Origin of the sequence: Enterococcus sp. AZ109 (genome assembly GCF_051714625.1) — a bacterium.
Classification (GTDB): Bacteria; Bacillota; Bacilli; order Lactobacillales; family Enterococcaceae; genus Enterococcus_A.
Genome location: NZ_JBIOSF010000001.1, coordinates 780,059 through 805,792, shown reverse-complemented (window position 1 = coordinate 805,792; position 25,734 = coordinate 780,059). Strand labels below are relative to the sequence as shown.

Here is a 25,734-nt window from a genome sequence, read left to right as displayed (position 1 = left end):
CAGGGCAAAGGAGCGAAAAAAACTATGAAACAAGAAATTCATCCAAATTATCATCCAGTCGTATTTATGGATTCAACAACTGGTTTTAAATTCTTGTCAGGTTCTACTAAGAACTCTCAAGAAACAGTTGAATGGGAAGACGGAAACACTTATCCATTGATCCGTGTCGAAGTTACTTCTGACTCTCATCCGTTCTACACTGGACGTCAAAAATTTACTCAAGCCGATGGACGTGTCGACCGTTTCAACAAAAAATACGGTCTCAAAGACACAAACGCTGGCGAATAAGACACAGCAAAAAACGTTATACTACGTTTCGAAGACCTTCTCATTCTGTGGGAAGGTCTTCTTTTGCATACATCTAGTAATTAAAATTTTCATTTAATAGGAGACTAATCTAACGTTCTATGAAAAAACCGCCCCAGAAAAGGCCAACGATTTGGGCTGATAAAAAGAGTAACACAAGCAGAGGTAAAGCAAGATAAGAAGAATAGCCAAGATAAGGTAGTAGGAGTGATCCTTGAATTCTAGTAAGTAAATAAGAAAGGATAATATTTATACCATTACTCATGATTAATAGCGGTACTTGATATGTTCTGCGAGCATAAAAACCTAATAGAGCAGTAATCAGGATCGAACCAATAATTCCCATTAGCGAATGTAGGTAATAATCGATCATCAAAGACAAATGGATGTAGGGTAGCAGAAAATAAAAAAAAGGAAGTTTTTGTAAATAATTTTTATCCATAAAATTTCTCCTCAGTTAGCTTGTTTAGCTATTTTATGACCTTTAGTCGCTAGATTCAATGAGCTTGCTTCTTTTTTGCCCATTAATGAAAAATAATTTAGCTAGTTATCAAGAAAACGTAAGTAATTTGTGAGAAAATTCAAACAGTACCAAAATTCTTTAGATAGAAGGAAGTATGCCCAATGAAAAAGAAATTATCACGTCTTTATTTGCTATTTTGGTTAGTACCATTTGTTGTTTCCCCACTCCAATGGTTCAGTTCAACTGTTCAAGAAGTGGATATCTTTAGGCCAGTCAATGGCACTGGCATTCTAGTGGCTAAAAATTTTGGAACGTTAACGATTTTATATTTTCTTTTATTGATCACAATGGTTGTTTTTGAATTTTCTCGCAAGCATCCGCTTGTTTGCGTCGCTATTATTTCTTTGCAAATTATGTTTACGACCATTTTCTTCATGTTGCCTCGTATTATTATTGGACCGACTGGACTATCTCAATCTGGGATGAGTGATGTCGACTTTTATTTACGAGCATTACTCCTTTCTATTGAACCAAGTTATATGGTTGCGTTAATCAGTCTGATAATTTCAGTCGGATTCTATTTCACTTTTAACATTTGCCGTGAAAATAAATCAACTTAGGTCTTTACTATATTTCTAATTATGATAATATGATTAGAAATGGAGGGTTAGCATGAATAAATTAGATAAACGATTTAATCCAAATGTGTACAAAATTGCGGTTTCTTTGATTCGCCAATTCGATGAGCAGGTTTCAGATATTCCTAATATGCTGAAATTAACATTAGGTGAGCCTGATTTTAATACCCCTGAGCACGTCAAGGCTGCTGGTGAACAAGCGATTAGGGATAATTATAGTCATTACACTGGGATGTCTGGGTTGTTAGATGTTCGTGACGCAGCGAGTCAATTTGTGGCTCAAAAATATGATGTGCACTATGACAGTAAATCAGAAGTATTAGTAACAGTAGGAGCAACAGAAGCGATTTCTGCCAGCCTACTAGCTATTTTAGAACCTGGTGATAAAGTATTGTTACCGGCACCGACTTATCCAGGATATGAACCGTTGATTCTGTTGGCGGATGCTGAGCCGGTTTACATCGATACCCGCGAAAGCGGCTTTGTATTAACACCCGAACAGATTGATCAGGCCATGGCTGAACATGGTGATGCAGTGAAGGCGATCATCATCACTTCGCCATCTAATCCTACGGGGGTAGCTTATAATGAAGAAGAAATAAAAGCACTGGCTGAAACGCTGGCAAAATATGACGTCTTTGTCATTAGTGATGAAATTTATAGTGAACTAAATTATGAAGCACAGCATGTCTCTTTTGCTAAGTATTTGCGAGAACAAACAATTTTGATCAATGGGTTGTCGAAATCACATGCAATGACAGGTTGGAGAATTGGTTTTATTTTTGCACCTGAAAGCTTAACGGCCCAAATTATCAAAGTTCACCAATATTTAGTAACGGCAGCTGCTACGATGTCTCAAAAAGCGGCAGTTCGTGCGCTGATTCAGGGAATGGCTGATGGCGAAGTAATGCGTGAGGAGTATCGTAAACGCAGAGATTATCTGTATAAAGAAATGACTGACATGGGCTTTGAAGTGGCTCGTCCATCAGGGGCATTTTATTTGTTTGCTAAAATTCCTGAACAATTTGGAACGGATTCGATGGCTTTTTGTTTAGATTTGGCTAAAAAGAACCAACTGGCAGTTATTCCAGGAATTGCTTTTGGTGAAGAAGGCGAAGGCTATATTCGTTTGAGCTATGCGGCTTCATTGGAGCAATTAACAGAAGCTGCGAGACGTTTGAGAAATTATGTCGAAAGTAAGTAGAATAGAAAAGAGAAGCAGGAATTTCCTAGAAGCAGGAATTTCCTGCTTTTTTTGTTACAATTAAATCATGGAGGTGGATCTGATGGAAATGCAAGTAGTATTAGATTTTTGGTTTAAGGAATCAACACCGGAGCAGTGGTTTAAGAAAGACGAAGCCTATGATGCAATCATTCGTGAGCGTTTTTCTAATCTACATAGGAAGGTTGTGCTGGGAGAAAAAGCCTCATGGCGGAAAACGATTCAAGGAAGACTCGCAGAGATTATCGTGCTGGATCAATTTTCCCGCAATTTATTTCGAGAGGATGCGCAGTCTTTTGCTTATGATGGGATGGCCTTAGTTTTGGCACAAGAAGCGCTGAGTCAGCCTAGTTTAGGTCAACTAACGGTTCAGGAAAGAGCATTTCTTTATATGCCATTTATGCATTCAGAATCTTTGTTAATTCATCAGCAGGCACTGGAGCTTTTTTCAGAGGAAGGAATGGAAGAAAATCTGGCTTTTGAAAAACGTCATTATGCCATTATTCAACGTTTTGGTCGTTATCCTCATCGTAACAGTGTTTTGAAGCGGGTAACAACGGAGGAAGAATTAGTGTTTTTAATGGAACCTAATTCATCGTTTTAAAAAAAGGGGTTGTGATAGAAGTGTTCGGCTTATTCTCGGAGCGGAACAATTCGGTCACAACCTCACTTTTTTATTGAGCTAGATAATTATATAGACCGGCAATAGTTGCATCAGTTAGTTCGATTTTTCTGTCATCTAACCAAGCTTCATCTACGTGGTAGTAGTCAGGTAGATCAGGTACTTCTTTTAATTGAGCAGCTATAAAGTCTTTAGCCGCAGGATATGTTTTATTGTTCATTTGTTCATTGATACGATAGTTTATTTTTAGCATTTTTCTTCACCTCGCAGGTATTGTACGCCCAAATGGGATAAAATAAAAAGATTTAGCTTTACATAAAGTTTACAGTCCTTAACCATTCATTTACATGAACTCCATCGTACCTTAACGTTGGATTGTTAAAGTCAAAATGTACCAAACGTAAAGGAGAGTATTGAATGAAAAAATTATTAGCAGCACTATTTGTATCTAGTATTTTATTAGCCGGTTGCGGCTCTGGGGGCGACACTAGCAACTCATCAGGCGGAGCGTCTGCATCAGGAAGCGGTACAGAAATCACTGCCGTAGGTTCAACAGCTTTACAACCTTTAGTGGATGCAGCCCAAGAAAGCTTTACGCAAAATAATCCTGAAGTACAAATTTCAGTTCAAGGTGGCGGAAGCGGGACTGGTTTAAGTCAAATATCTGAAGGTGCAGTTGAAATAGGTAATTCGGATGTGTTTGCGGAAGAAAGAGAGGGGATTGACGCTGAACAATTGGTTGATCACCGAGTAGCAGTTATCGGATTTGCGCCAGTCGTTAACCAAGATGTTGGTGTAGAAGACATTTCAAAACAGGAATTAATCGATATCTTTACTGGTAAGATTACTAACTGGAGTGAAGTGGGCGGCGAAGATCAAGAGATTGCCGTCATTAATCGTGCTAGCGGAAGTGGCACTCGAGCGACATTCGAAAAATGGGGCTTAGACGGCGCCGAATCGATCCAATCACAAGAGCAAGATTCTTCTGGTACTGTGAAGAAAATTGTTGCTGAAACTCCTGGTGCGATTAGTTACCTAGCATTGTCTTACTTAGACGATAGTCTGCAAGCCTTGAAATTAGACGGTGTTGAAGCTAACGAAGAAACCATCGCAACTAATGAGTGGCCGATCTGGTCTTATGAGCATATGTATACCAATGGCGAGCCAGAAGGCAAGCTTGCTGAATTTTTGGAATACATGACTTCTGATGAAATTCAAGAAGGTCCTGTGAAAGAGTTGGGTTACTTACCAGTTACTTCGATGGAAATCGAACGTGATGCAGAGGGGAACGTAAAATAATTAGAATAAAGGCATTCGTATTGATCAACTGATCGTAATACGAATGCCTTTTTTGATTGCAAAATTTTAGTTTTGCGAAGCTTTTCTTATTGTACCGGCAGAGTGACAGTGAAGGTGGAACCTAAACGTGGGCGACTTTCAACGGTCACATCGCCGCCTAAAATTTGACTGTACTCTCGAACGATCGCTAAACCAAGTCCGGTCCCACCAGAATTCCTCGTCCGGGCTCGATCCACCCGATAAAAGCGTTCGAAAATTCTTTCCTGATCTTCCTTCGAAATACCAATGCCCATATCAGTTACAGAAAGCGTTAATTCCTTATTCAACTGATAAACAATCGAGATCGTTCCTTGGTTCGGTGAATATTGAATGGCGTTTTCAAGTAAATTCTTGATAATTGGTTGGAAGAAAACCAGCCGGGTGAGAAAGTAGCTATTTTCCGGACCATGAATGTTTACTTCGATTTGCTTTTTATCCAATAGATGTTGATACATTTCCACCTGCTGATGAAGAAACTCGGACAATTCGATTGTTTGAAGCTCCTCAGGCACATGATCGCTATCCTTCGACAATTCAATGATATCTTGAATTAACCGTTGGAGTCGATAGGCATCTTTTTGCATGATCGTTAGAAATTCTGTCGTTAATTCTGGATCGTCCTTAGCACCATCTAAAAGGGTTTCGGTAAAACCAATTAAAGAAGTGACGGGCGTTTTTAATTCATGAGAAACATTTCCGACAAAGTCACGCTGGATTTTTTCTAAATGACGAACGTGGGTCAAATCATAAACAGTGCCCATGACTTGATCGCCTGTAGAAGTGTTTTCTAAGTACCGTAAACGAACATCCAAATCTCGTTTTACTGGTAACTTTAAAACAATCTCTTGGTGCACTTGTTTTTTTTCTAGCATAATTTGTTGGATTAGCTGAATCATCTTGTGGTCTTCAATGACTTCCCAATAAGAATGCTGAGCAGCTGCACCGACTTGTAGGATTTCTTCCATCATCGGATTAATCATGGAGAATTTTCCTTCCTCATTGATAATGAAGACACCAATCATCAACTCATGAAATAAGGTCTTGAATTGTTCTTCGGTGGCATTAAAGGCAGCGTAGGTTTCGTTCAGCTGTTCACTTAACTGATTGATCGTCACATATAATTCCTGCCAATTGCTGGAGTTTTGAACGACGTAATTACTTTTTTCAGGCTCAGCTACCATCCGTTTTAACACTGGCAGAACCGTTTCTAAAGGTCGATTCCGTTGATGAATCAAATAGGCAATACTGGAATATAAAATGAAGTAAAAAAGAAACAAGATGACAAACATGGTGCGGCGAAAGCTCATCGTCTTGGGTGCAAAGGAGTCCGTGTCTTTGGCAATTCGCAAAACGCCGACTAATTGGGTCCCTTGCTGAATCGGTTGTGCAGTATAGAGCAGTTCTTCATTTAAGGTATCGCTATGGCGAACGGAAGTACCAACCGTATTGCTGTCTAATACAGTTCTAACTTCTGGTCGATTATCACGACTGCCAGTTAAGTGGGGATAAACAGAGTCGTAAAGGATTGCACCTGTAGGGTCCAGCAGCGTAACTCGTTCGTCTAATTCAGCCGCATATTGATGAATTTCTGTCAGATTTGTTTCGGAACCTAAATCTGACAGATCTAGTTGACTAGTCAGCAGCTTGCCATTGGTAGTAAGAAATTCTTCCTGTTGGTTGATTAATTCTCGATTGTAGAAATAATCGGTTAAACGCCATGTCCCGAAAAATAAGGCGACAATAATCAGCAGCAACAAGAGGTAATCGAATTTCGGCTTTCTCATTGATTCGGCACCTGGAACTTATAACCAAACCCACGAACGGTCAGTAAATATTTCGGATGTTTGGGATCTACTTCAATTTTTTCCCGCAAATGAGAAACATGGACATCCACGATCCGACTCTGAACGGAAAAATCATAGTGCCAAATTCGATCCAACAATGTATCTCGATCAATTACTCGATCTTTTCGTTTCATGAAGTAAATTAACAGCTCAAATTCTTTAGGTGTCAGCTCAATCGATTTTCCCCGAACGGAGACTTGGTAATTGGTTAGATCAGCTACAATTTCACCTGTCGTCAGAATTTCATGAACAGATTCTTCTTTACGTGGTTCGATGCGGCGGAAAATGGCCTTCATCCGTGCCAGGACTTCTCTTGGGGAAAAGGGTTTGGTTAGATAATCATCCGCACCAATTTCCAAGCCTAAAATGCGATCAATCGCATCATCTTTAGCTGTCAGCATTAAAATCGGCGTATCCACTTTCTCTTGACGTAATTTTTTGGCCACATCTAAGCCATCCATTGACGGCAGCATCACATCCAATATAATAAAATCATAGGAATCGCTTAATGCTAATTCATATCCTTCTTTCCCATCGGCTGCTGAAGTAACAGCGTAGCCCTCTTTTTCTAAATTGAAGGTTAATAATGTAACGATTGATGGTTCATCGTCTACAACAAGTACCCGCTTCATAAGCTTCTCCTTTTATTCGTAATTAACTAGATAGTTGGGCTATTTCCAACTATAATTAAATGGTATAATGGGAAAGCAGTTTTGTCACTTGTTTTTTACTAAGAAATGGAGATAAATTTCATGTTAGGGGTCAGCTCATGTTTGGCTGGTATCTGTTGTCGCTATGACGGAGACCATAATCAAATCGATTCATTGCGGCAATTAGTGAATGAAGAAAAGGCACTCACGATTTGTCCCGAAGTGCTGGGAGGCCTACCCACGCCACGAACACCTGCCGAAATTATTGGCGGTGATGGTTTTGATGTTTGGGATGATGTTGCTAGAGTGGTGGATAAAACTGGAAGAGATGTAACGGATATGTACAAAGCTGGCGCAATCAAGGCTTATAACGAATTTGCAAGACTTGATGTGACCCAGGTAATTTTAAAGGAACGAAGCCCTTCTTGTGGAAGCCAGTTGATTTATGATGGGACCTTTTCAGGAATTAGGAAAAAGGGCGTTGGTGTTGCTACTGCTTATTTTATTAAGCAGGGAATCCAGGTGTTTTCCGAGGAGAACTGGCCAGGTGAGGAGGAAATAAATGGAAATTGAAAAAACGAACCGCATGAACGCATTATTTGAATTTTATGCGACACTCTTAACCGAAAAGCAAATGAATTACATGGAGCTTTATTATGCCGATGATTTTTCTTTAGGAGAAATTGCGGAAGAATATCAGGTGAGTCGCCAGGCAGTTTATGATAATATAAAGCGAACCGAAAAAATACTAGAAGAATATGAGCGAAAGCTTCATCTAGTTTCGGATTACATTGTTCGAGATGAGCAGTTGGATAAATTAGAAAACTATGTAAAGGAACACTACCCAAAAGACGAGACACTGGCTTCAGCTGTTAAAGAGCTGCAAGATTTAGACGAATAGGAAAGGAACGAATAGAAAAACATGGCATTTGAAAGCTTAACAGAACGCCTTCAGGCGGCAATGAGTAAACTACGTAGAAAAGGAAAAATTACGGAAGCTGATGTAACCGAAATGATGCGGGAAATCCGCTTAGCGTTACTAGAAGCCGATGTTAACTTGCAAGTAGTGAAGCAATTTACTAAGCAAGTTCGCGAGCGGGCATTAGGAGCAGAAGTATTAGACAGTCTGTCACCTGCCCAACAAATTGTTAAAATCGTAGACGAAGAGCTGACGAAAACATTAGGCTCTGAAACAGTCGGAATTGAAAAATCACCAAAGATTCCAACCGTTATCATGATGGCTGGGCTGCAAGGGGCTGGTAAAACTACCTTCGCCGGAAAACTAGCCAATCACTTAATTAAAACCGAAAAAGCACGCCCTTTAATGATCGCCGGCGATATTTATCGTCCTGCTGCGATCGATCAGTTAAAGGTTCTTGGTCAGCAGTTGGATGTGCCAGTCTTTGATCTAGGCACCGACGTCAGCCCAGTTGAAATTGTCCGTCAAGGGATGGAAGTTGCCCGGGAAAAGAAAAACGATTATGTCTTAATCGATACAGCCGGTCGTTTGCACATTGATGAAGCGTTAATGGATGAGTTATCTCAAATTAAGGAAGTTGCGCAACCAAACGAAATTTTGTTAGTTGTGGATGCCATGACTGGACAAGATGCCGTAAACGTTGCTCAAAGCTTCAATGAACAACTGGGAATTACTGGGGTTATCATCACCAAACTTGATGGGGATACTCGTGGTGGTGCGGCTTTGTCCATTCGTCAAGTGACAGGTGCACCGATTAAATTCACTGGTACTGGTGAAAAACTAACTGACTTAGAAGTATTCCATCCAGATCGGATGTCCAGCCGTATTCTCGGTATGGGGGACATGCTTACGCTGATTGAAAAAGCCCAGCAGGATTATGATGAACAGAAGGCTGAAGAGTTAGCGAAAAAAATGAAGGAAAACACCTTCGATTTCAATGACTTTATCGAACAAATGGATCAAGTGATGGGCATGGGCCCATTAGAAGACCTGATTAAGATGATTCCTGGGATGAGCCAAGTACCTGGCATTGAAAATGTGAAGGTCGATCCAAAAGACGTGGCGCGGAAAAAAGCCATGGTCTTATCCATGACCCCAGCAGAACGGGAAAATCCTGACTTGCTGAATCCAAGCCGTCGTCGCCGAATTGCAGCTGGTTCAGGGAACTCTGTAGTGGAAGTTAACCGTATGATCAAGCAGTTTAAGGAATCCCGCAAAATGATGCAGCAAATGAGCAAAGGCTCTATGCCACCAGGTATGGATCAAATGTTTGGCAACGGCATTAAAGGGAAAATGGGCAAGATGGCCATGAACCGCATGATGAAGAAAAATGGCAAAAAGAAGAAGAAAAAGAAGAAAAAATAAAATCAAGTGAACGATAAGTCGAACTTTCTGTTTAGAAGGTTCGACTTTTTAGGTATAGGAAAGAGCAGACCTGTGAGTCGATACTAGTTGCAGGTCTGCTTTACGTTAATAAATAGTGTTATAAATTATAATAAAGCTGATGAATCCTAAACAAAGAATAAAAATCAGACTGCCGATAATCGTCAAGAAGCGATCCAGTTTGCTTTCTGGAACGATTCGTCGCAGCAGCTGATAAATCATTAAACCGGTGAATCCTCCAGCAGTATTCATTAATAAGTCGGTTATATCAGTTGCTCCTACGCCGAGAACAAATTGCAGTACTTCAACAGCCAAACTGAAGCTAGCAATCAAAAGACAACTACTTAACAAGGAACGGTTCTTGACGACAATTCCTAGCAGTCCACCAAATGGAATAAAAATTAAAAAGTTGTAGCCAATTTCTAACAGTCCAATTTTCCCGTTAATGGTTGTAGAGCCTTGGAAAGGGATTAAGTTAATACTGCGTCCATTATTAAAGATACTGGCCAAGTCCGTCCAGGAAAGAGCAATTTTAAAAAGCAGTATCCAGATCAGAACGAGTAAATAACTACTTAATAAAATACGGCTACTTTTTTTGATGTTCATATTAATCACCTCAATTTATAGAAAACGCAGGAAAAAACGCCAATTGTGCAGAAAAAATACACCTGCTAAGCTAAGAAAAATGTAGGCAGTCGCTTCGTTTTTGCCCAAAGCTTGAATATCCTTGCTGTCTTTTTTGACGATTTTCTGCCAGAGTTGCCAAATCAGAAAGCCTAAAAAAGCGCCAAGCGTATTCATCATTAAATCCTCAACATCAGATACCCGTCGATTAAACAACTGCAAAATTTCTATTGTCAAAGAAAAGCTGACAGCTAACAGAACCACTGGCAGCCAACGGCGAAACCTGTTCCAAATATAAGGCAGTAAGAATCCTAAAGGCATGAACATGAAGGCATTCAACAGACCCAATGTCAGACTGCCATCAGCAAAGGGGACCAAGTTAATTTCCTCTGGACGAATGATTTCTGGATAACTCAACGCATCCCAAAGCGTGCCGACACCGGTCGTATCGATAACTAGATACAGATAAAAGATAAACAAAAAACGCCAGATCATGTTGGAAAGAGGAACAGTTTCTCGTTTCAGGTCCCTTCTTAAGAAATACCATTGGTAAATTAAACAAGGTAGAAAGACACAAAAAGGCAGGGAAAGACTGAATAATAATTGTAAGATCATCATTTTTCACCTCTTTTTCGCCTATTGTTTATTGAAGATAGGTGTTTTTCGTTGGTGCAGTTTTCTTTTAATGTCGGAAAAGAAGATTAGGACAAAGCTGATTAGACCAACAATTCCGATAATCAGCAGTGATTCCCAGATTGGCTGCCACATTGAAGTAGGAGAATCGACAGATATATTCATATAGTAAGTGTACCAAGGACTAAAAATAATCGTTCCGAGGACAACGGAACAAAAGGAAGTCATCAGTATCCAGATCGGCCAGCGTGATTCTTTGTTCAGTAAGTATTGACCATCATTTTCTAAACTAATAGTTTGATACTTGCGATAGCCCCAAAATAGAAACAGTGCACTAAGAAGACCAAAAAGTAAGCTCATCCACCAGTAGCCTCCGCTTTTACCCACAGTTCCCAAGAATAAATTGTGCTTATAGTTGGGTAGTACATTCGCTCTTAAGTCCAGTGTTTCTAAAATACTGTAAACCGTATTGGGGACTCCAAGCATGAATAGCCAGAAAACGCCCCAGGTTAGCGGTCCGAATACTAGATTTCCGGTCATTGATCCAACAAAAGCACTGGCAGTAAACATTAAAACTAGCATGAAGAAGTAGTTGAAAACGGAAGTAAATAATTGTCCCAAAGTTGCATTCATATAGGGAGCAGGAATCAAGCTGTGTATCAAAAGGGCATAAAGACTTTGGCCAATTAAAACAGACAGCAGAATCGGGGTACCAATGTATAGCAATTTTTTGCTAAACAATTTTTTACGAGTAACTGGCAACGAAAATAGAAAATGGTTGAAGCCAGTTTTGGCATCAATGAAAAAGAGTAAAAAGCCTGCTGCTGGAATTAAGAAAAGCAGTAAAAGAGAATAGTCGGAACTGTTAACCTGATACACTTCGTTTTGCTGATATTCAGCTGCCGAAACGATTCCCTTAGGACTGTTGTAAGTCAAAGAGGGTTGATAAAAGTACAGGTTGCTGTCGACATAGTCCTGAAAACTTCGATAAGGTTTTTCGCTTTGCGAAGCGTCATCCCAGTAAGTATAGTTTTCTGGAAAATCCTCGTAATTTTGCCGGATTACTTCATCTTCGGTATAACTCGAGTGCATTGAATGCCAAAAATCACTTTGGGATTTTGCATTTAGCAGACAAATGCCGATAATTACTAGACAAAGTGCAATCAGCGGTTTTTGGTATCGTTCTAAATAAATAGCTTTAAGCATTAGTTAAACTCCCTTCTATAATGGTTTCCGTTTAGGTTTCAAATTGGCTTCGAACAAATCCTCTAATGACAAAGGCAATTCTTCGAAGACTACTGGATCATGGCTTTTGATCTCAGCTGCTAATTCTGGCGTGTAATTTTCGAACACGGCGGTGATTACTCGGCCTTGGAAATCAATCAGCTTGGAATTTTCTTTGACAACCGCTGGAATTTGTTTGGCTTTGAAGACCAGCTGCATTTTCTTGGCGGTTTCCCGCATGTCTTCTAAACGGTAGTCTTTAGTTATCGTTTGCTCCTTTAATAAGAGGGCGCGGTCAATCAAGCTTTCCAATTCGTTTAAATTGTGAGAAGCGATCAGAGCTGTACGATTGTTTTCGCTTAAATGCTCCAGCAATAATCCGATAACCTGTTTGCGAACAATTACGTCCAAGCCATCAAAGGGTTCATCTAGCAGGAGATAGGTCGCATTAGAGCAAATCGCTAAAATCATTTGGAACAATCCCTGCATCCCTTTGGATAATTGCCGATAGCTGGCATGCAAGGGTAGTTCGTGCTGCTGGATCAATTGCAGGAAAATATCCTGATCGAAGTTGGAGTAGCTGTGGCGATAAAAGGCATTGATTTTTTTCAAGGAATAGCTCCGCAGAAAGTGTTCTTTTTCATCGATAAAGAAAATCTGCTCTTTTAAGGCTGGTTTTTGATAAATTGATTGCTGATTGATTTGAATGTCGCCGCTATCCGGCAGGTATTGTCCGGCGATAATCCGAAATAAGCTAGTTTTTCCGGAGCCATTGCGACCGACTAAGCCGACTAATTCACTTTCGGCTAGCTGAAACGATATATTTTCTAAAACGGGTTGGTCGTTAATAGTTTTGCTTAATCCTTGTACGATCATTCTTCATGACCTCCTAACTTTTCTTCAGATGCTTGTATCCAGCCGATCATCTCCTGTGAGGTGACCTGCAGGTGGCGGGCCTCAACAACTAGATCATCGAATTGTTCTCGCAACTGCTGGATCCGCATTTCGTTACGAGGTAGTGTCCCGCTGTCACGTACAAAGGTTCCTTTTCCTTTTACGGTTACTAGAACTTGCTCAGCCTCCAATACTTTATAGGCCTTACTGACGGTATTTGGATTCATCAACAGTTGCTTAGCCATCTCCCTCACTGAAGGGATGCGATCACCAGGCTGCAGGATGCCTTGGAGAATATCTTCCTTAATCCCTAGAACTAGCTGTTCATAATAAGCCTTATTCCCGCTTTTATTAATGGTAACCATGAGGCACCTCCTTTTACTGTCTTTATGTGTACTAGTATACGTAGTACACCTTATAAATGCAATCTTTTTTAAGCTTTTTTTGATACAATGAAAGAAATGAGGTGAAAAATATGGAACGATGTGCTTGGGCACAAACAAACGAAAAAATGAAAATTTATCACGATACCGTATGGGGGGTTCCCGAATATGACGATCAACGGTTGTTTCGCAAATTAGTTTTGGATATGAATCAGGCAGGGCTCAGTTGGCAAACGATTTTGAACAAGTCGGAGAATTTTGATCGAGCGTATGAAAATTTTGATATTCATAAAGTCGCAGCTTTTAATCAGGAGAAGATTGAGGAATTGATGCTGGATGAAGGAATTATTCGCTATCGACGCAAAATTGAAGCGGCAGTGAATAATGCCCAGCAAGTCTTGAAAATTCAAGAAGAGGTAGGCAGCTTTTCTGAGTATCTATGGAGCTTTGTGGGAGGTGCGCCAATAGACGGTCAACGTAAAACAATGGAAGAGATTCCTGCCACCAATGAACAATCCGATGCACTAGCCAAAGATTTGAAAAAGCGTGGCTTTAAATTTGTCGGAAGTACGACGATTTATGCGTTTATGCAGGCAGTAGGAATGCTGAATGATCACGAGTTGAGCTGTTTTCGCCATGATGAAGTGAAAGAGACCAAATAATAAAAAAGGCAGCTGTGACATAAAACGTCACAGCTGCTGAAAACTGTATGATCGATGTAACTGAAGCAGCTCTTTCGGCTTATTTCTCGGAGCTGAACACTTCTGTCGCAACTTCTAAAATTGTTCATAAATACGGTTATCATGGTAGTCATCAATTACGCCTGCCAGCACACCGCTTTGCAGCAGCATTTTATTGTTGCCATCAGTGGAGACACCCCAAATGGCACCAACTTTGGCATTAAACGCTGAGCGAATACCAGCAACAGAATCTTCAAAGACGACCACTTTTTCTGGTGGACATTTGATTTTTTCAGCACCCAATAAATAAAAATCTGGTGCTGGCTTGCTTGGAACATTGCCATCATTATAGACCACTTTGTCGTAATCGAACCAACGTTCCAATTTAAAGAAGTCAAAATAGAAATCCACGTTGTTTTTCATGGATGCCGTTGCAATATTAACCGGAATGTTGTGGTTAGTTAGAAAATCCAGAAACTCCTCAGCACCATCCACTAATTCATTTCCACTATCTAAAGCAACAACCATATCACGATAAATCTTTTCTTTACGCTCGGCTAATTCATCCGCCGTTTTTTTATCTAATTTCTTGTTAAAGATATATTCTAAGGCTCCATGGTTGTTCACTCCATGAACATGGTGCTCAAATTCTTCTTTGGTGACTACACGATCGGTTTCCTGAGCAATAAATGTGTGCCAGGCTGTTTCGTGGTAGGCTGAATCTCTAAATAAGGTGCCATTAAAATCAAATACAACGCCATTCATAGAAAATACCTCCTCAGTTTCTTCTATTATACAAGAAAAAAGCCAGGTTACGAGAATTTCTCGCAATCTGGCTGATGAAATAATTATTTTACTAATTTTTCAAAGAATTCAATGTATTTATCCGTGATCATTTGGAAAAACTTCACAGTATCGTCAACTACATTGCCGTCATTGTCGATCAAGTTCATTACGCCGCCGATATATGCTTCTGGTTGTTGTAAAGTAGGAACATCCAAGAAGACTAATGATTGACGTAAGTGATGGTTCGCACCGAATCCACCAGGGCCGCCAGGAGATGCGGTTACGACTAAACCAGGTTTGCCACCCCAAACGCTGTCGCCCATTGGACGAGAACCAACGTCTAATGCATTTTTCAATGCAGCTGGTACTGAACGGTTGTATTCAGGGGTGAAGAAGTACACGCCTTCTACTTCCTTCATTTCGTTACGGAAACGAGTCCATTCGCTAGGAATCTTACCTTCCACGTCTAAGTCTTCGTTATAAAGGGGTAGGTCGTCAATTTTAATGAAAGCTGCTTCATAGCCTTCAGGTAATAGTTCTGCAAATTTTTTGGCAATAATCTTGTTGTAAGAGTCTTTACGCAAGCTGCCCACTAAGATACCGATTTTTTTTGTCATAAATAAATCCTCCTTTAATTGGTTACATGTTTATCTTACAAAAAATAAGTAAACTTAGCAAATGATACGACTCGCTGATTTTTTTAGCCTGTAAAGAAAAAACTCTTTACAGGCATGCAAAAGCGTGATAAACTACCTCTTGTGATTAATTAAATGGAGGTGTAATAAATAAATGGCAGTTAAAATTCGCTTGAAACGTATGGGTTCTAAAAAGAAACCTTTTTACCGTATTGTTGTTGCTGATTCTCGTTCTCCTCGTGATGGACGTTTTATCGAAACTGTAGGTACTTACAATCCTTTGAAAGACCCTGCAGAAGTCGTGTTAAAAGAAGAAAATGTTTTAGACTGGTTACAAAAAGGTGCGCAACCTTCTGATACAGTTCGCAACATTCTTTCTAAAGAAGGAATCATGCAAAAACATCATGAAGCTAAATTCACTAAGAAATAAGGTGGACATGTATGCAAGATTTGTCAAAACTTGTGTTAACCATTGTTCATCCTTTGGTTACCAAACCAGATGAAGTGAAGTTAGAAATCAACGAGTCGAAAGATTTCTTCGAGTACAATCTAAGTGTTGCACCTGAAGATATCGGTCGCATTATTGGGAAACAAGGACGAGTAGCTAAAGCGATTCGAACAATCGTATACAGCGTTCGGACTGATGGACCCAAAAAAGTTCGTCTCAATATTGTAGATGGCAAATAATTTTCAAAACACTCGTGTCTTAGGATTCGAGTGTTTTTTGTTTAGTAATCTAATCAGGGTTCGTCTACAATTGGTTGCGGGGGTTATCTCAAGTGCTCATGCTTTAAAGCTGGGTGAGTTTGCTAAACCTACCTTATATAGCACGATAGAAAAAACAAAGGAGGAGATCCATGTGAAAAAATATCTAGTGCTTGTCAGCACCTTGCTGCTTTTAGCTGCCTGTGGGGGTGGCAACACACCTTCTGATGAGTCATTGTCTTCATCAACGAGTTCTATCAATCGTACAAATAAGACCAGTGAAACGCAAGATTCTTCCCAACAAGCAACGACCAATTCAACGACTTCAACCGAGGATTCTTCGGCAGAGTCACAGCTGCAGCAGGCCTATCCTAATGAGCAGGTGCCAGCAGTCTCAGCTGTTGGAGCGCAGCAAAACGTGTCAATGGCTGTTCGCGAGGAAAATAACGGATGGATTGTTTCTTATTACAATACTGAAAGTAAGCTACCATTAAATGATCCACAGCTGCAAAATCAAACCCCCATTGCACAGTTTGAACGGCTGATCTATTCTTCAGCTGAAGAAGCACGAGCTGCTGTGGCACCATCTTTTGATGGAGGCGGACAAGCCGTAGATTTGGGCTTTGGTATTACTGGCTATCGTCAGTCAGGTGCTGGGTCCAGCTTTTTGAATTGGCAAGAAGGTAACTGGAATTTGGGGGTGCAGGCAAGCAACCTAAATGATGAAGATCCTGTACCACTGGCACAACAAGCTGTAGAATATTTGGAAACGGCCTTTTTACCCATACCGCAGGATGCTGGGCAGATTAGCTTGTCGGCAGTTTCTAGCGGTTATGAAAGTAATGTGGTTGCTTGGCAAGTAGGCAACACTGTATATAAAACGATGCACATAGATCCGTTGAGCAGTCTGCAGATGGCTGTTTCGATGAATCAATAGGAGAGATGGGGGAAAAAGAAATGACTAATTATTATGAAGTAGGAAAAATTGTGAACACACACGGGATCCAAGGTGAGGTGCGCGTAATTTCACAAACCGATTTTCCAGAAGAACGTTACCAAGTTGGGGCAACGCTATACTTGTTCCAAGATGGCAAATCACCGTTGAAACTGACAGTGGCTAGTCATCGCCAGCACAAGAACTTTGATTTGTTAACCTTTGAAGGCTACTACAACATCAACATGGTGGAGCCGTTACGGGATGGTATTTTGAAGGTTTCCGAATATCAGCTGGGGGAACTAGAAGAAAACGAGTATTACTACCATGAAATCATCGGGTTAAAGGTGATTGATGAAAAGGATCGCGAAATCGGCGAGATTACCGAGATTCTGGCTACCGGAGCCAATGATGTCTGGATCGTTAAGCGCAAGAACAAAAAAGACGCCTTGATTCCTTACATTGAATCGGTGGTGAAGGAAATCGATTTAGAAGCCGGCAAAGTCTATGTAGAAATTCCGGAAGGATTGTTGGATGATGCGGATTGATGTACTAACGCTTTTTCCCCGTATGTTTGAAGGTCCGATGGGCGAATCGATTATCGGCAAGGCGGTGGAAAAAGATTTATTGGAGATTAATATCCATAATTTTCGGGATTACTCAGACAACAAACACCAACAGGTTGATGATTATCCTTATGGTGGTGGGGCAGGAATGCTCTTGAAAGTTCAGCCGATTTACGATAGTTTAAAAGCTATTGAAGCCCAAACAGGCGATCAGCGTAAACGGGTGATTTTGTTAGATCCTGCGGGTAAGCCCTTTGATCAGAAGATGGCAGAAGAGTTTGCCAATGAGGAACAGCTGGTATTCATCTGTGGACACTACGAGGGATACGATGAACGGATTCGTTCGATGGTAACAGACGAAGTGTCCTTAGGTGACTATGTCCTCACAGGCGGCGAACTAGGTGCCATGGTGATGATCGATGCTACGGTTCGTTTGTTGCCAGAAGTTCTAGGGAATCAAACTTCAGCAAAAACGGATTCGCATTCGACTGGATTGTTAGAGCACCCGCAATATACCCGACCAGCGGAATTCAACGGGATGAAAGTACCAGAAGTATTGATGAATGGCAATCATCGTTTAATTGAAGAATGGCAATTGAAGGAATCGTTACGCCGAACCTATCAACGTCGACCAGATATGCTGGAAAAACTGGAATTGACTGAGCAAATGAAAAAAATGCTAGACGAAATTAAAGCGGAAAACTAATCTTAAGATCAAATGACTAATCATATTTTTTTAGTCATTTGGTCTTTTTTGCTAGAATAAAAGAAAAGAAGGTGGAAAAGGAGGAGAAATTCGGATGAAGGAAAGCTCGGTTTTAACCAATCAGGAATTGTACGATAAAATTTATGACGGCATTTATCCGAAAAAGGAAAATATCATGATTTTGGTGTGCGCAATTGTAATCGCTTCAATTGGTTTGAATATGAACTCTCAACCAGTAGTAATAGGGGCAATGCTGATTTCGCCAATCATGGCGCCCGTTCAGGGTTTAGGCATGGGTTTAGCCACCTTTGATGCACGGCTGACTGCTAAAGCGTTGAAATTACTGCTGCTGGAAGCTGGTTTTGCGATTGTGGCGGCAGCTATCTATTTCTTGCTATCACCAATCACTTATGCCAGCAGTGAGATTGTCTCACGAACACAGCCAACTATTTGGGATGCTATTATTGCTATTTTCGGTGGTGTAGCTGGAATGATCGGTGCTCGGCAAAAAGAACCCAATAATATTGTTCCCGGTGTCGCTATTGCGACAACCCTGATGCCACCGCTTTGTGTGATGGGCTATGGCCTTTACGAAAGAGATGCCAGTTTTTTCTTTGGTGCTGGTTATCTGTTTCTGGTCAATGTATCCTTCATTATGATTACCGCTTTTATTGTTGTACAGGTGTTACAGGTAGCAAAGCGTAAAGTAGTGAACAAGGAGGAGGAAAAGAAACGCAAGTATTTGATGGTGGGGTTGGCTTTGTTGATCATGATACCGAGTATTTATTCTGCCGGTTCCTTAGTGCGTAGACAAGTCGCCCAGCAAAATGCTCAAAGCTTTGTTTCGCAGGAATTTTCTCAATTTTATGTATTAAATCAAGAAATCGACAATGACAACCAGGAACTAGTGGTAGACACTATCGGAACCGAGCTTTCAGAAGAACAGGTGTCGCAACTACAGACTAAAATGGCCAACTACAACCTTGATGATTATCAGCTGGTAGTGAAGCAGGTGGCCGACAGTGATTCCTTAAGCTTACAGGATATCGATCGCTATTTAGAAGAAAAGGCACAAGAGACTAGAGGAATGTCCGGTACCCGAGCACTCAGTAGTACCGTCACTACCGAACCGCTACAGCGCCAAATGGAGGCCATCAAAAAAGCATTGTTCAGTGAGTTTCCTAATCGCATTACCAGTATTACATTAAGAAATAGCGAGACAAGGTCAGGAGATGAAGCGGGAATTGTCGATGTTACCCCAAGTGCTAGGATAAGCGAAGAGGATCGAGAAGCAATTCTAGAAAAGGCAGCAGAATTGACGAAGGGTGCTTCTGATATTACCATAAATTTAACTGACTAACGCCAAGCAAGCCCATATTTTTCGTCTGGGCTTGCTTCGTTTGATCAGCTATTCGATGACTTCGATTGTTACGTTGCCAGAAAAAGCACCCAGAAATTCTTCGCCAGCCACTACTTCGCCTAATTCGTATAAACTGCCAGAGGGTGAAAAGGAATCATAAAAGATTACCACGTCTCCCCATGGTTCATAATAAGCCAAGCAGCCAATTTTATTTACAGCTGTGGGGGTATTTGCTGTGTTTAGTTTTTCCGGCGGATAAAAGATTTTTTCGTTACTGCCAAAATCCTCTAATTCAACTGTCAGCGGCAATTGATTGTATAGCTCGTTGGCCGCTGTACTGTCATTTAATTGAAAAATGATCGCTTCCTCATCTGATTGGACACGAATGTGCCGGTCATTTGTTGTAGGTTCCATACTGTTGTCCTCCTGTTCTTCATTTGTGCTCTGGTTAGTTGACTCTTGGCTGCCGCAGCCAACTAAAAAGCTGATGGTCAAAAGTAAAACGATAGCAGTTAGTAGTTTATTCATCAGAGTCCTCCTTTAATAAAGAAGTCTATCAGTTAATCTGGACATTAAGTCAAGTCCTTTTTTTCGACAAATCACCATAAGAATAGAAGAACTGACCTGAGGAAATGAAAACTTAAGAAAATAAAACAGGATGACAAGAAAATTGTCTTTACAGATAGATTTTGATTGTGCTACAATGTCTTGGTGAGTGAAAAGCTCTCAACTATTACGATGTTCCGCTGGGGCGCAGGCCTTAAGAATGTTTGGGAATAAGGAGAATGATAAAATGAATCCATTGATTCAAGAACTAACAAAAGACCAATTACGTACGGATATTCCAGCATTTCGTCCTGGGGACACTGTTCGCGTTCATGCGAAAGTTGTCGAAGGTACTCGCGAACGTATCCAGTTATTTGAAGGCGTAGTAATCAAACGTCGTGGAGCTGGCATCAGCGAAACTTATACAGTACGTAAAATCTCTAACGGTGTAGGTGTGGAACGTACATTCCCATTGCACACACCACGTGTTGCTCAAATCGAAGTAGTTCGTTACGGTAAAGTACGTCGTGCAAAATTGTACTACCTACGTGCATTACACGGAAAAGCAGCTCGTATCAAAGAAATTCGGAGATAGGTTTTCTGAGATTCTTTACCGAAGTAAAAAACTGCGAAAGTCCTTGTCTATCAAGGGCTTTTTCTTTTGCTCTTTTGACGATGCAATCCGTTTTGAGTGCTTTTTTCCCTAGTTTTTCCTAGATTTTCTCACTTTGACTACCTATGTAGTCAAAACTGGTGAAATTCAAGGTGCGTCACTGACGACATTATTCATTCGGAAAATACCAAAACGATAACTGAGTTCCGAACCTTTGAGGCTGGGTTTGAACTCACCCGGAAGATACACCAATTCAACTAACACGGGCGACCAAAAGGGCAATTCTCGCAGTTTCTATAAAACTTCGAGAGGAAGAGTTATATGAAAACTACTGATCAAAGAATTGTTTGGAAGGACAAAAACGTTCTAGAGCTATTAGTCTTAATTAACGGTTTTATTGATGCTCATGAAATCAACACAGTAAGAGACTATCAACGAAAAATTGCGGAGTACCCTGGTGAGGCTCCCAGTTTATGGTATATAAATCAACGGTTTGGTTCTTGGGATAAAATGCTATTATCTTTAGGCAAAAAACCGTATGAGCGATACAAATGGGACAGCTATTCTGATCGAGATTTAAAGAAAATTGTTAAGGACTTTATCAAAGCAAATAGCATCCGTTCTCAGAGAAACTATGATCAAAAGAGTGTTGGTGAAAACATTCCTTCTCTTTCAACTCTGAAGAAACGATTTGGAGACATAAAGTTTTTCTTCATCACCAACGAAAAAGAAAGCTTAAGTAGTTTCGAACTGCTAAGCTTATTAAAAACAGAAATCGTACGTTTAAATTTAGAGAACACTTTATCAAGAACTGAATTTGAAAAAAACTATAATCGTTCATTTATGCCATCCCCTTCTACCATCATCCGAAGAACTGGAAAAACATGGGAAGAATTAATGGAAGAGATTGGATTCAATTATCGCCGAATCAAAAATGAACGTTTGTCTGAAAACTTGAAACAATATAGAAAATGAAACACTGGGGCTAGATGAAACTATCTAGTCCCTTTTTTGCGTTAAAAGGCTTCACAGTTCAGTAATCAAGTTTTTAATAAATTGTTAGTTCGCTTAAACTCAACACCTTTTTTGGAGGTTCTATGAAAGTAAGAAACAAGAGCCCCACTATAAATCAATCAGTATATAAAAATCCAACTAGAATGGAGAAAACAAATGAATAGAGTCATACGCAAAGCAACCACGTTGTTTACCTTAACAACAATCGTGGTTGCTTTTTTGATTAATCCAGTATTGACGCTCGCTGCTACTGTCACTGACCAACCCGTCGCAAATTATTCCTCTTCTTGGTATCTCAGTCGTTTTGGTGGTCTTCATTGGACAGATGAATCTGTTTGGATGAAACGAGTCGATGGTGTACCAGCTTTTTGTATTGAGCATGGCGTGAGTTTAACACCTGGTTCAGACTTTCAACCATCAGAATTAACCATTGCTGAAAAGGATCGTTTGTCACTAATTGCATATTATGGCTATCAACAGAATCCAACCAATGACAATTATGGGGTGACACAATTTATGGTTTGGCAAGAGCTCGGGGATCAACTCATCTCGACAAACTTACCAAACTATGAAGCAAGGAAAAACGAAGTGCTGGCGAAGGTCAATCGACATAATGTGAAACCAACCTTCAATGGGCAAACAGTTGAACTCAACGTTGGTGATTCTATTACGCTGACTGATAATGCCAATGTGTTAAGCAATTACCGGAACTTAGTAGAGAATTCTGCGAACCTAAAAGTAGAAAAAAATGGCAATACGCTAAAGCTAACGGCTCAAGAGAATTCAAAAGAAACTGGGAAGTTAGAGTATACGATTGCTAGTAGTGAAAATATCGGTCAAAGCTTTGTCTATAATAAGGCAGGTCAACAAAAGGTCGCTACCTTCAAGTTGGCGAATGGTGGAACCTTCAGCTTGAACATCAAAGTGAATCTCAACGGAAACGTTCGTGCTAAAAAGGTTGATCAAGATACCGGTGCTGCCCTACCTAATGCCAAACTGAAGTTTGAATACAATGGTCAGTCCAAAGAAATTACCACTGGCAACGATGGCCTTGCTCAATTGAGTGGGATCAAGGCTGGTACAAAAGTCAAAATCACCGAAGTCACTTCGCCAAACGGTTATGTGAACAAAGGTGAACTCAAAGAAGTGATCATTAAGCCAAATCAAACCCTTGAAGTCATTCTGAACAACAAAGAACAACTCGGCCAAGTCAACCTAAGCAAGGTGGGACGTGAATTCGGTTCTTCTATGTTTAATCAGTATTATCGCTTAGATGGAGCGAACTATGGTGTCTACACTAAGGATGGCGCCAAGGTTGGTACGATGACGACTGATACTGCTGGAAAAGCCCAACTTGTCAACTTAAAGTTAGGTGCCTATTATGCAGTAGAAGAAAAAGCACCGGAAGGTTATTTACTGAATGAAGAAAAAATTCCTTTCGAATTAACCTATGCGGGTCAAACTGTTGAAATCACACACGCAGATATTAACGCGACGGACCAAGAACAAAAAGGATCAGCCATCTTGAAAAAAGAAGATGAAAAAACTGGCACAAAACCACAGGGTGCTGCTTCATTAGATGGGGCTGTTTATGAACTTTATCGTGCGTCGAATGATGAACGAATCGCAACAGTCACAATCAGAAATGGACAAGCGAAAGTAGATAATTTGCTGCTAGACGATTACTACTGGATGGAAAAAACAGCTCCAGAAGGCTATCAATTAGACAAAACAAAACTTCCTTTCCAATTAACTTATGCTGGTCAAACGGTAGAAACTACCACAGAAACTGTTACGGCGAAAGAAAAAGTCATCACAGGTGGGTTCGACCTTATCAAATTTGGGAACTATGATTGGAAAGATAAAAAAGGGAAAATCAAACCTTTAGAAAACGTAGAATTTTCGGTTACAAGCGACACCACTAAAAAAGTTGTTGCCACTGGTAAAACAGATAAGGAAGGCTATCTGAAGTTTACAGACCTCCCTTATGACACCTATACCGTAAAAGAAACCAAAACGCCTGAAGGCTATGAACCGATTGAGCCTTTTAAGGTAACGATTCGTACACAAAATGAAACCCATCACTATGCACTAGAAAACAAAGTCATCGAAGAGAAACTCAAAGTTGTAAAGGTGGATGCTGAAACAGGCAAAACCATTCCTCGTAGCGATGCAGGATTCAAAATCAAAAATAAACAAACCAATGACTTTGTGATGATGCCAAATCTCAATGATGAAGGCGTGACGGATACGTTCTTTACCAATGAGAAAGGCTTTTTGATTCTTTCTGAAGCCTTATCCTATGGCGATTATGAACTGATTGAGGTTCAAGCACCGAACGGCTATATTCTAGCAAAAGACCCACTTCCGTTTAAAGTTGATGGTTCTCATAATGGCTTGATTGAAATCCAATTTAAAGACAACTCACAAAAAGGGGTAGCCATTTTAACGAAACATGCTAAAACCCCATTAGGCGTTGAAAAAACGGATTCGGATTTTGGTGATCTATACTCCTTTGTTTTTGATGATCAACTAGCAGCAGGTGTCACTTTTGATATTGAAGCTGCCGAGGATATTATCACCAATGACGGGACTGTTCGTGCGAAAAAAGGCGAAGTAGTCGCTACATTAGTGACGGATGAAAAGGGTGAACTAACCACACCACTTCTTTATTTAGGGAAATACCAAGCGATTGAGAAAGCTGCTCCAAATGGACTGGTGATTGATGCAACGCCGATTCCTTTTGAATTGACCTATGCTGGTCAACAGGTGGACCTGACCTCTACGACTATCACTGCTTACAATGAGTTTCAATCACTACTAATCAAACTCTATAAGAGCCAAGAATCGATTGATTCTTGGGATGAGAATAAACCAGAAATTAGTTTGGAAGATGGTCATAATCAGGTCTTTGGACTTTTCACTCGTGAAGAAAAAGTCCTGAGCGACACCATCTCTGTACCTGCCAATGCGCTAGTTGGCTTTGCCACCGTTGAAAAAGGGGTGGCTACCTTTGATGTACAACTACCTGAAGGAAACTACTATGCAAAAGAACTAGAAGCAGGAGAAAATCATGTGCTAGATGAAACAGAATATGATTTTACTTTTACAGCCAAAGATAACCAGTCGGTCCAGAAAATTGAGATTTGGAAGGATCGAGTCTTTTACGGTCAAAAACAAATCAACACCAAAATAACTCGAACAGCGATTCTCAACCAGCTACATTTGAACGAATTCCAATTTAAGAAAGTGAACGAAAAAGCCACATTAGAAGAGAAAAATGGCTATCTGTTTGAGTATACCGATCCCGCCAAAGGTGCAGTATTCACATTGGAAGATGAAGAAGGGGCAACCCTTCAAACCATTACCATCGACAAAGACTCTATTGGAACTGTGAAGAACCTACCAGTAGGTACTTTCTATTTGAAAGAAAAACAAGCTTCCAGTGATTCTTTTGTCCTTTCTGATCAAGTAATCCACTTAGTTTCTACGAAAGACGGTGTCCAAGCATTTGATGAAGAGGGTGCATCATTACTGACTGATTCAGAGAATAATTTGCTATTTGAAGTGAAGAACCATCTTGCTAAAGGAACCTTAGAATTGACCAAAAAGGATGTGAGTACGGGTGACCTACTGCCAAATACCGGTATTCAAATTCTAGATCAAGATCAAACAATCATTACGGAAGGTCGCACCAATGACCAAGGCGTCTTCACTTTCGAGAACTTACCGAAAGGAACCTATTACTTCAGAGAGTTCGATGCGCCAGAAGGCTATCAATTGGATGACTCTCTTCATGCGTTTGAAATCAAAGAGGACGGTGAAATCGTGAAAGCAGAACTAACCAATCAAAAAATTGAACCAGAGAAAACATTGCCACAAACCGGTGAAAAACAATCAATCATCCTTGTACTTCTTGGCTTGGGTACACTAGCGGTTGCCGGTACGTTGTATCGCTTCAAGAAAAAAGCCAAAACTAATTAATA

Annotated in this window: 30 protein-coding genes; 18 read left to right on the top strand and 12 right to left on the bottom strand. The window is 40.4% G+C overall.

Annotation, left to right across the window (positions count from 1 at the left end; translation table 11 throughout):
- Nucleotides 1-24 precede the first annotated feature (24 nt).
- Entirely contained in the window at nucleotides 25-288 is a 264-nt protein-coding gene (locus tag IGI42_RS03890; protein WP_438714385.1) for a type B 50S ribosomal protein L31, read from the top strand.
- A gap of 109 nt (nucleotides 289-397) precedes the next feature.
- Here IGI42_RS03890 and IGI42_RS03885 read toward each other — a convergent pair whose 3' ends face one another.
- Nucleotides 398-748 (bottom strand): hypothetical protein, encoded by a 351-nt coding sequence (locus tag IGI42_RS03885; RefSeq protein WP_438714384.1) that lies wholly within the window; start codon nucleotides 746-748, stop codon nucleotides 398-400.
- A 182-nt stretch (nucleotides 749-930) separates the two neighbouring features.
- Here IGI42_RS03885 and IGI42_RS03880 point away from each other — a divergent pair, with 182 nt between their 5' ends.
- The 3 genes from IGI42_RS03880 (at nucleotide 931) to IGI42_RS03870 (ending at nucleotide 3,233) form a co-directional block, all read left to right on the top strand.
- The gene (locus IGI42_RS03880) at nucleotides 931-1,389 is read left to right on the top strand and encodes a hypothetical protein (RefSeq protein ID WP_438714383.1); all 459 of its coding nucleotides are present in this window, start codon (nucleotides 931-933) and stop codon (nucleotides 1,387-1,389) included.
- 52 nt (nucleotides 1,390-1,441) lie between these two features.
- Nucleotides 1,442-2,611 carry a pyridoxal phosphate-dependent aminotransferase gene (locus IGI42_RS03875; protein ID WP_438714382.1) on the top strand — a complete coding sequence of 390 codons (1,170 nt, stop codon included), beginning with the start codon at nucleotides 1,442-1,444 and terminating at the stop codon, nucleotides 2,609-2,611.
- An 82-nt stretch (nucleotides 2,612-2,693) separates the two neighbouring features.
- Nucleotides 2,694-3,233, top strand: coding sequence for a DUF924 family protein (locus tag IGI42_RS03870; RefSeq protein ID WP_438714381.1), 540 nt, complete (start codon nucleotides 2,694-2,696; stop codon nucleotides 3,231-3,233).
- A gap of 70 nt (nucleotides 3,234-3,303) precedes the next feature.
- Here the strand turns inward: IGI42_RS03870 and IGI42_RS03865 are convergent, their stop codons facing one another.
- A complete protein-coding gene (locus IGI42_RS03865) occupies nucleotides 3,304-3,504 on the bottom strand; it encodes a hypothetical protein (protein ID WP_438714380.1) in 201 nt (66 codons plus the stop codon).
- A gap of 164 nt (nucleotides 3,505-3,668) precedes the next feature.
- Between IGI42_RS03865 and IGI42_RS03860 the strand changes: the two genes are divergently transcribed.
- On the top strand, nucleotides 3,669-4,550 hold the full coding sequence (locus IGI42_RS03860) for a phosphate ABC transporter substrate-binding protein PstS family protein (protein ID WP_438714379.1): 882 nt from the start codon (nucleotides 3,669-3,671) through the stop codon (nucleotides 4,548-4,550).
- Nucleotides 4,551-4,636: 86 nt separating this feature from the next.
- Here the strand turns inward: IGI42_RS03860 and IGI42_RS03855 are convergent, their stop codons facing one another.
- Together IGI42_RS03855 and IGI42_RS03850 are read right to left on the bottom strand one after the other, a co-directional pair.
- Complete coding sequence (locus IGI42_RS03855) at nucleotides 4,637-6,373, bottom strand: ATP-binding protein (protein ID WP_438714377.1); 1,737 nt, start codon at nucleotides 6,371-6,373, stop codon at nucleotides 4,637-4,639.
- Nucleotides 6,370-7,065 (bottom strand): response regulator transcription factor, encoded by a 696-nt coding sequence (locus IGI42_RS03850; RefSeq protein ID WP_438714376.1) that lies wholly within the window; start codon nucleotides 7,063-7,065, stop codon nucleotides 6,370-6,372. The genes IGI42_RS03855 and IGI42_RS03850 overlap by 4 nt, the downstream gene beginning before the upstream one ends.
- A 120-nt stretch (nucleotides 7,066-7,185) precedes the next feature.
- Between IGI42_RS03850 and IGI42_RS03845 the strand changes: the two genes are divergently transcribed.
- From IGI42_RS03845 to ffh, 3 genes are read left to right on the top strand one after another with little or no spacing between them, the layout of a single operon-like run.
- Nucleotides 7,186-7,656 (top strand): DUF523 domain-containing protein, encoded by a 471-nt coding sequence (locus IGI42_RS03845; RefSeq protein ID WP_438714375.1) that lies wholly within the window; start codon nucleotides 7,186-7,188, stop codon nucleotides 7,654-7,656.
- On the top strand, nucleotides 7,646-7,984 hold the full coding sequence (locus tag IGI42_RS03840) for a putative DNA-binding protein (protein WP_438714373.1): 339 nt from the start codon (nucleotides 7,646-7,648) through the stop codon (nucleotides 7,982-7,984). Before IGI42_RS03845 ends, IGI42_RS03840 begins: the two co-directional genes overlap by 11 nt.
- Nucleotides 7,985-8,005: 21 nt before the next feature.
- Nucleotides 8,006-9,427, top strand: coding sequence for a signal recognition particle protein (gene ffh / locus IGI42_RS03835; protein ID WP_438714372.1), 1,422 nt, complete (start codon nucleotides 8,006-8,008; stop codon nucleotides 9,425-9,427).
- A gap of 105 nt (nucleotides 9,428-9,532) precedes the next feature.
- Here ffh and IGI42_RS03830 read toward each other — a convergent pair whose 3' ends face one another.
- The 5 genes from IGI42_RS03830 to IGI42_RS03810 are packed head-to-tail and all read right to left on the bottom strand — an operon-like array spanning nucleotide 9,533 to nucleotide 13,185.
- Nucleotides 9,533-10,051, bottom strand: a complete 519-nt coding sequence (locus IGI42_RS03830) for a VanZ family protein (RefSeq protein ID WP_438714371.1) — start codon at nucleotides 10,049-10,051, stop codon at nucleotides 9,533-9,535.
- A 15-nt stretch (nucleotides 10,052-10,066) separates the two neighbouring features.
- Complete coding sequence (locus IGI42_RS03825) at nucleotides 10,067-10,687, bottom strand: VanZ family protein (protein WP_438714370.1); 621 nt, start codon at nucleotides 10,685-10,687, stop codon at nucleotides 10,067-10,069.
- A gap of 18 nt (nucleotides 10,688-10,705) precedes the next feature.
- The gene (locus tag IGI42_RS03820; protein WP_438714368.1) at nucleotides 10,706-11,908 is read right to left on the bottom strand and encodes an ABC transporter permease; all 1,203 of its coding nucleotides are present in this window, start codon (nucleotides 11,906-11,908) and stop codon (nucleotides 10,706-10,708) included.
- 15 nt (nucleotides 11,909-11,923) lie between these two features.
- Nucleotides 11,924-12,802, bottom strand: a complete 879-nt coding sequence (locus IGI42_RS03815; protein ID WP_438714367.1) for an ATP-binding cassette domain-containing protein — start codon at nucleotides 12,800-12,802, stop codon at nucleotides 11,924-11,926.
- The gene (locus tag IGI42_RS03810) at nucleotides 12,799-13,185 is read right to left on the bottom strand and encodes a GntR family transcriptional regulator (protein WP_438714366.1); all 387 of its coding nucleotides are present in this window, start codon (nucleotides 13,183-13,185) and stop codon (nucleotides 12,799-12,801) included. The genes IGI42_RS03815 and IGI42_RS03810 overlap by 4 nt, the downstream gene beginning before the upstream one ends.
- A gap of 110 nt (nucleotides 13,186-13,295) precedes the next feature.
- Between IGI42_RS03810 and IGI42_RS03805 the strand changes: the two genes are divergently transcribed.
- On the top strand, nucleotides 13,296-13,865 hold the full coding sequence (locus IGI42_RS03805; protein WP_438714364.1) for a DNA-3-methyladenine glycosylase I: 570 nt from the start codon (nucleotides 13,296-13,298) through the stop codon (nucleotides 13,863-13,865).
- A gap of 114 nt (nucleotides 13,866-13,979) precedes the next feature.
- On the opposite strand, the gene IGI42_RS03800 is transcribed toward IGI42_RS03805, so the two are convergent.
- Nucleotides 13,980-14,648: an HAD family hydrolase gene (locus tag IGI42_RS03800; protein ID WP_438714362.1), complete on the bottom strand. Its 669-nt coding sequence runs from the start codon at nucleotides 14,646-14,648 to the stop codon at nucleotides 13,980-13,982.
- Nucleotides 14,649-14,731: 83 nt separating this feature from the next.
- Nucleotides 14,732-15,286 (bottom strand): NADPH-dependent FMN reductase, encoded by a 555-nt coding sequence (locus tag IGI42_RS03795; protein WP_438714361.1) that lies wholly within the window; start codon nucleotides 15,284-15,286, stop codon nucleotides 14,732-14,734.
- Between the two features lie 172 nt (nucleotides 15,287-15,458).
- On the opposite strand from IGI42_RS03795, the gene rpsP reads away from it, so the two are divergent.
- The 6 genes from rpsP (at nucleotide 15,459) to IGI42_RS03765 (ending at nucleotide 19,575) form a co-directional block, all read left to right on the top strand.
- The gene (gene rpsP, locus IGI42_RS03790) at nucleotides 15,459-15,734 is read left to right on the top strand and encodes a 30S ribosomal protein S16 (RefSeq protein ID WP_207675519.1); all 276 of its coding nucleotides are present in this window, start codon (nucleotides 15,459-15,461) and stop codon (nucleotides 15,732-15,734) included.
- 11 nt (nucleotides 15,735-15,745) lie between these two features.
- Nucleotides 15,746-15,991 carry a KH domain-containing protein gene (locus tag IGI42_RS03785; protein ID WP_438714359.1) on the top strand — a complete coding sequence of 82 codons (246 nt, stop codon included), beginning with the start codon at nucleotides 15,746-15,748 and terminating at the stop codon, nucleotides 15,989-15,991.
- A gap of 172 nt (nucleotides 15,992-16,163) precedes the next feature.
- Complete coding sequence (locus IGI42_RS03780) at nucleotides 16,164-16,946, top strand: hypothetical protein (RefSeq protein ID WP_438714357.1); 783 nt, start codon at nucleotides 16,164-16,166, stop codon at nucleotides 16,944-16,946.
- 20 nt (nucleotides 16,947-16,966) lie between these two features.
- A complete protein-coding gene (rimM, locus tag IGI42_RS03775) occupies nucleotides 16,967-17,491 on the top strand; it encodes a ribosome maturation factor RimM (protein ID WP_438714355.1) in 525 nt (174 codons plus the stop codon).
- Nucleotides 17,478-18,215, top strand: a complete 738-nt coding sequence (trmD, locus tag IGI42_RS03770) for a tRNA (guanosine(37)-N1)-methyltransferase TrmD (RefSeq protein ID WP_438714353.1) — start codon at nucleotides 17,478-17,480, stop codon at nucleotides 18,213-18,215. Before rimM ends, trmD begins: the two co-directional genes overlap by 14 nt.
- Nucleotides 18,216-18,309: 94 nt before the next feature.
- Nucleotides 18,310-19,575 carry a TIGR00341 family protein gene (locus IGI42_RS03765; RefSeq protein ID WP_438714351.1) on the top strand — a complete coding sequence of 422 codons (1,266 nt, stop codon included), beginning with the start codon at nucleotides 18,310-18,312 and terminating at the stop codon, nucleotides 19,573-19,575.
- Nucleotides 19,576-19,623: 48 nt separating this feature from the next.
- Here the strand turns inward: IGI42_RS03765 and IGI42_RS03760 are convergent, their stop codons facing one another.
- Nucleotides 19,624-20,103, bottom strand: a complete 480-nt coding sequence (locus IGI42_RS03760; RefSeq protein ID WP_438714350.1) for a cyclophilin-like fold protein — start codon at nucleotides 20,101-20,103, stop codon at nucleotides 19,624-19,626.
- 265 nt (nucleotides 20,104-20,368) lie between these two features.
- Between IGI42_RS03760 and rplS the strand changes: the two genes are divergently transcribed.
- The 3 genes from rplS to IGI42_RS03745 all read left to right on the top strand — a co-directional run bounded on the left by rplS (nucleotide 20,369) and on the right by IGI42_RS03745 (nucleotide 25,732).
- Nucleotides 20,369-20,716, top strand: a complete 348-nt coding sequence (gene rplS / locus IGI42_RS03755) for a 50S ribosomal protein L19 (RefSeq protein WP_438714348.1) — start codon at nucleotides 20,369-20,371, stop codon at nucleotides 20,714-20,716.
- A gap of 339 nt (nucleotides 20,717-21,055) precedes the next feature.
- Nucleotides 21,056-21,709, top strand: a complete 654-nt coding sequence (locus IGI42_RS03750) for a hypothetical protein (RefSeq protein WP_438714347.1) — start codon at nucleotides 21,056-21,058, stop codon at nucleotides 21,707-21,709.
- A gap of 195 nt (nucleotides 21,710-21,904) precedes the next feature.
- Nucleotides 21,905-25,732, top strand: coding sequence for a SpaA isopeptide-forming pilin-related protein (locus IGI42_RS03745; RefSeq protein WP_438714346.1), 3,828 nt, complete (start codon nucleotides 21,905-21,907; stop codon nucleotides 25,730-25,732).
- Nucleotides 25,733-25,734: the final 2 nt, after the last annotated feature.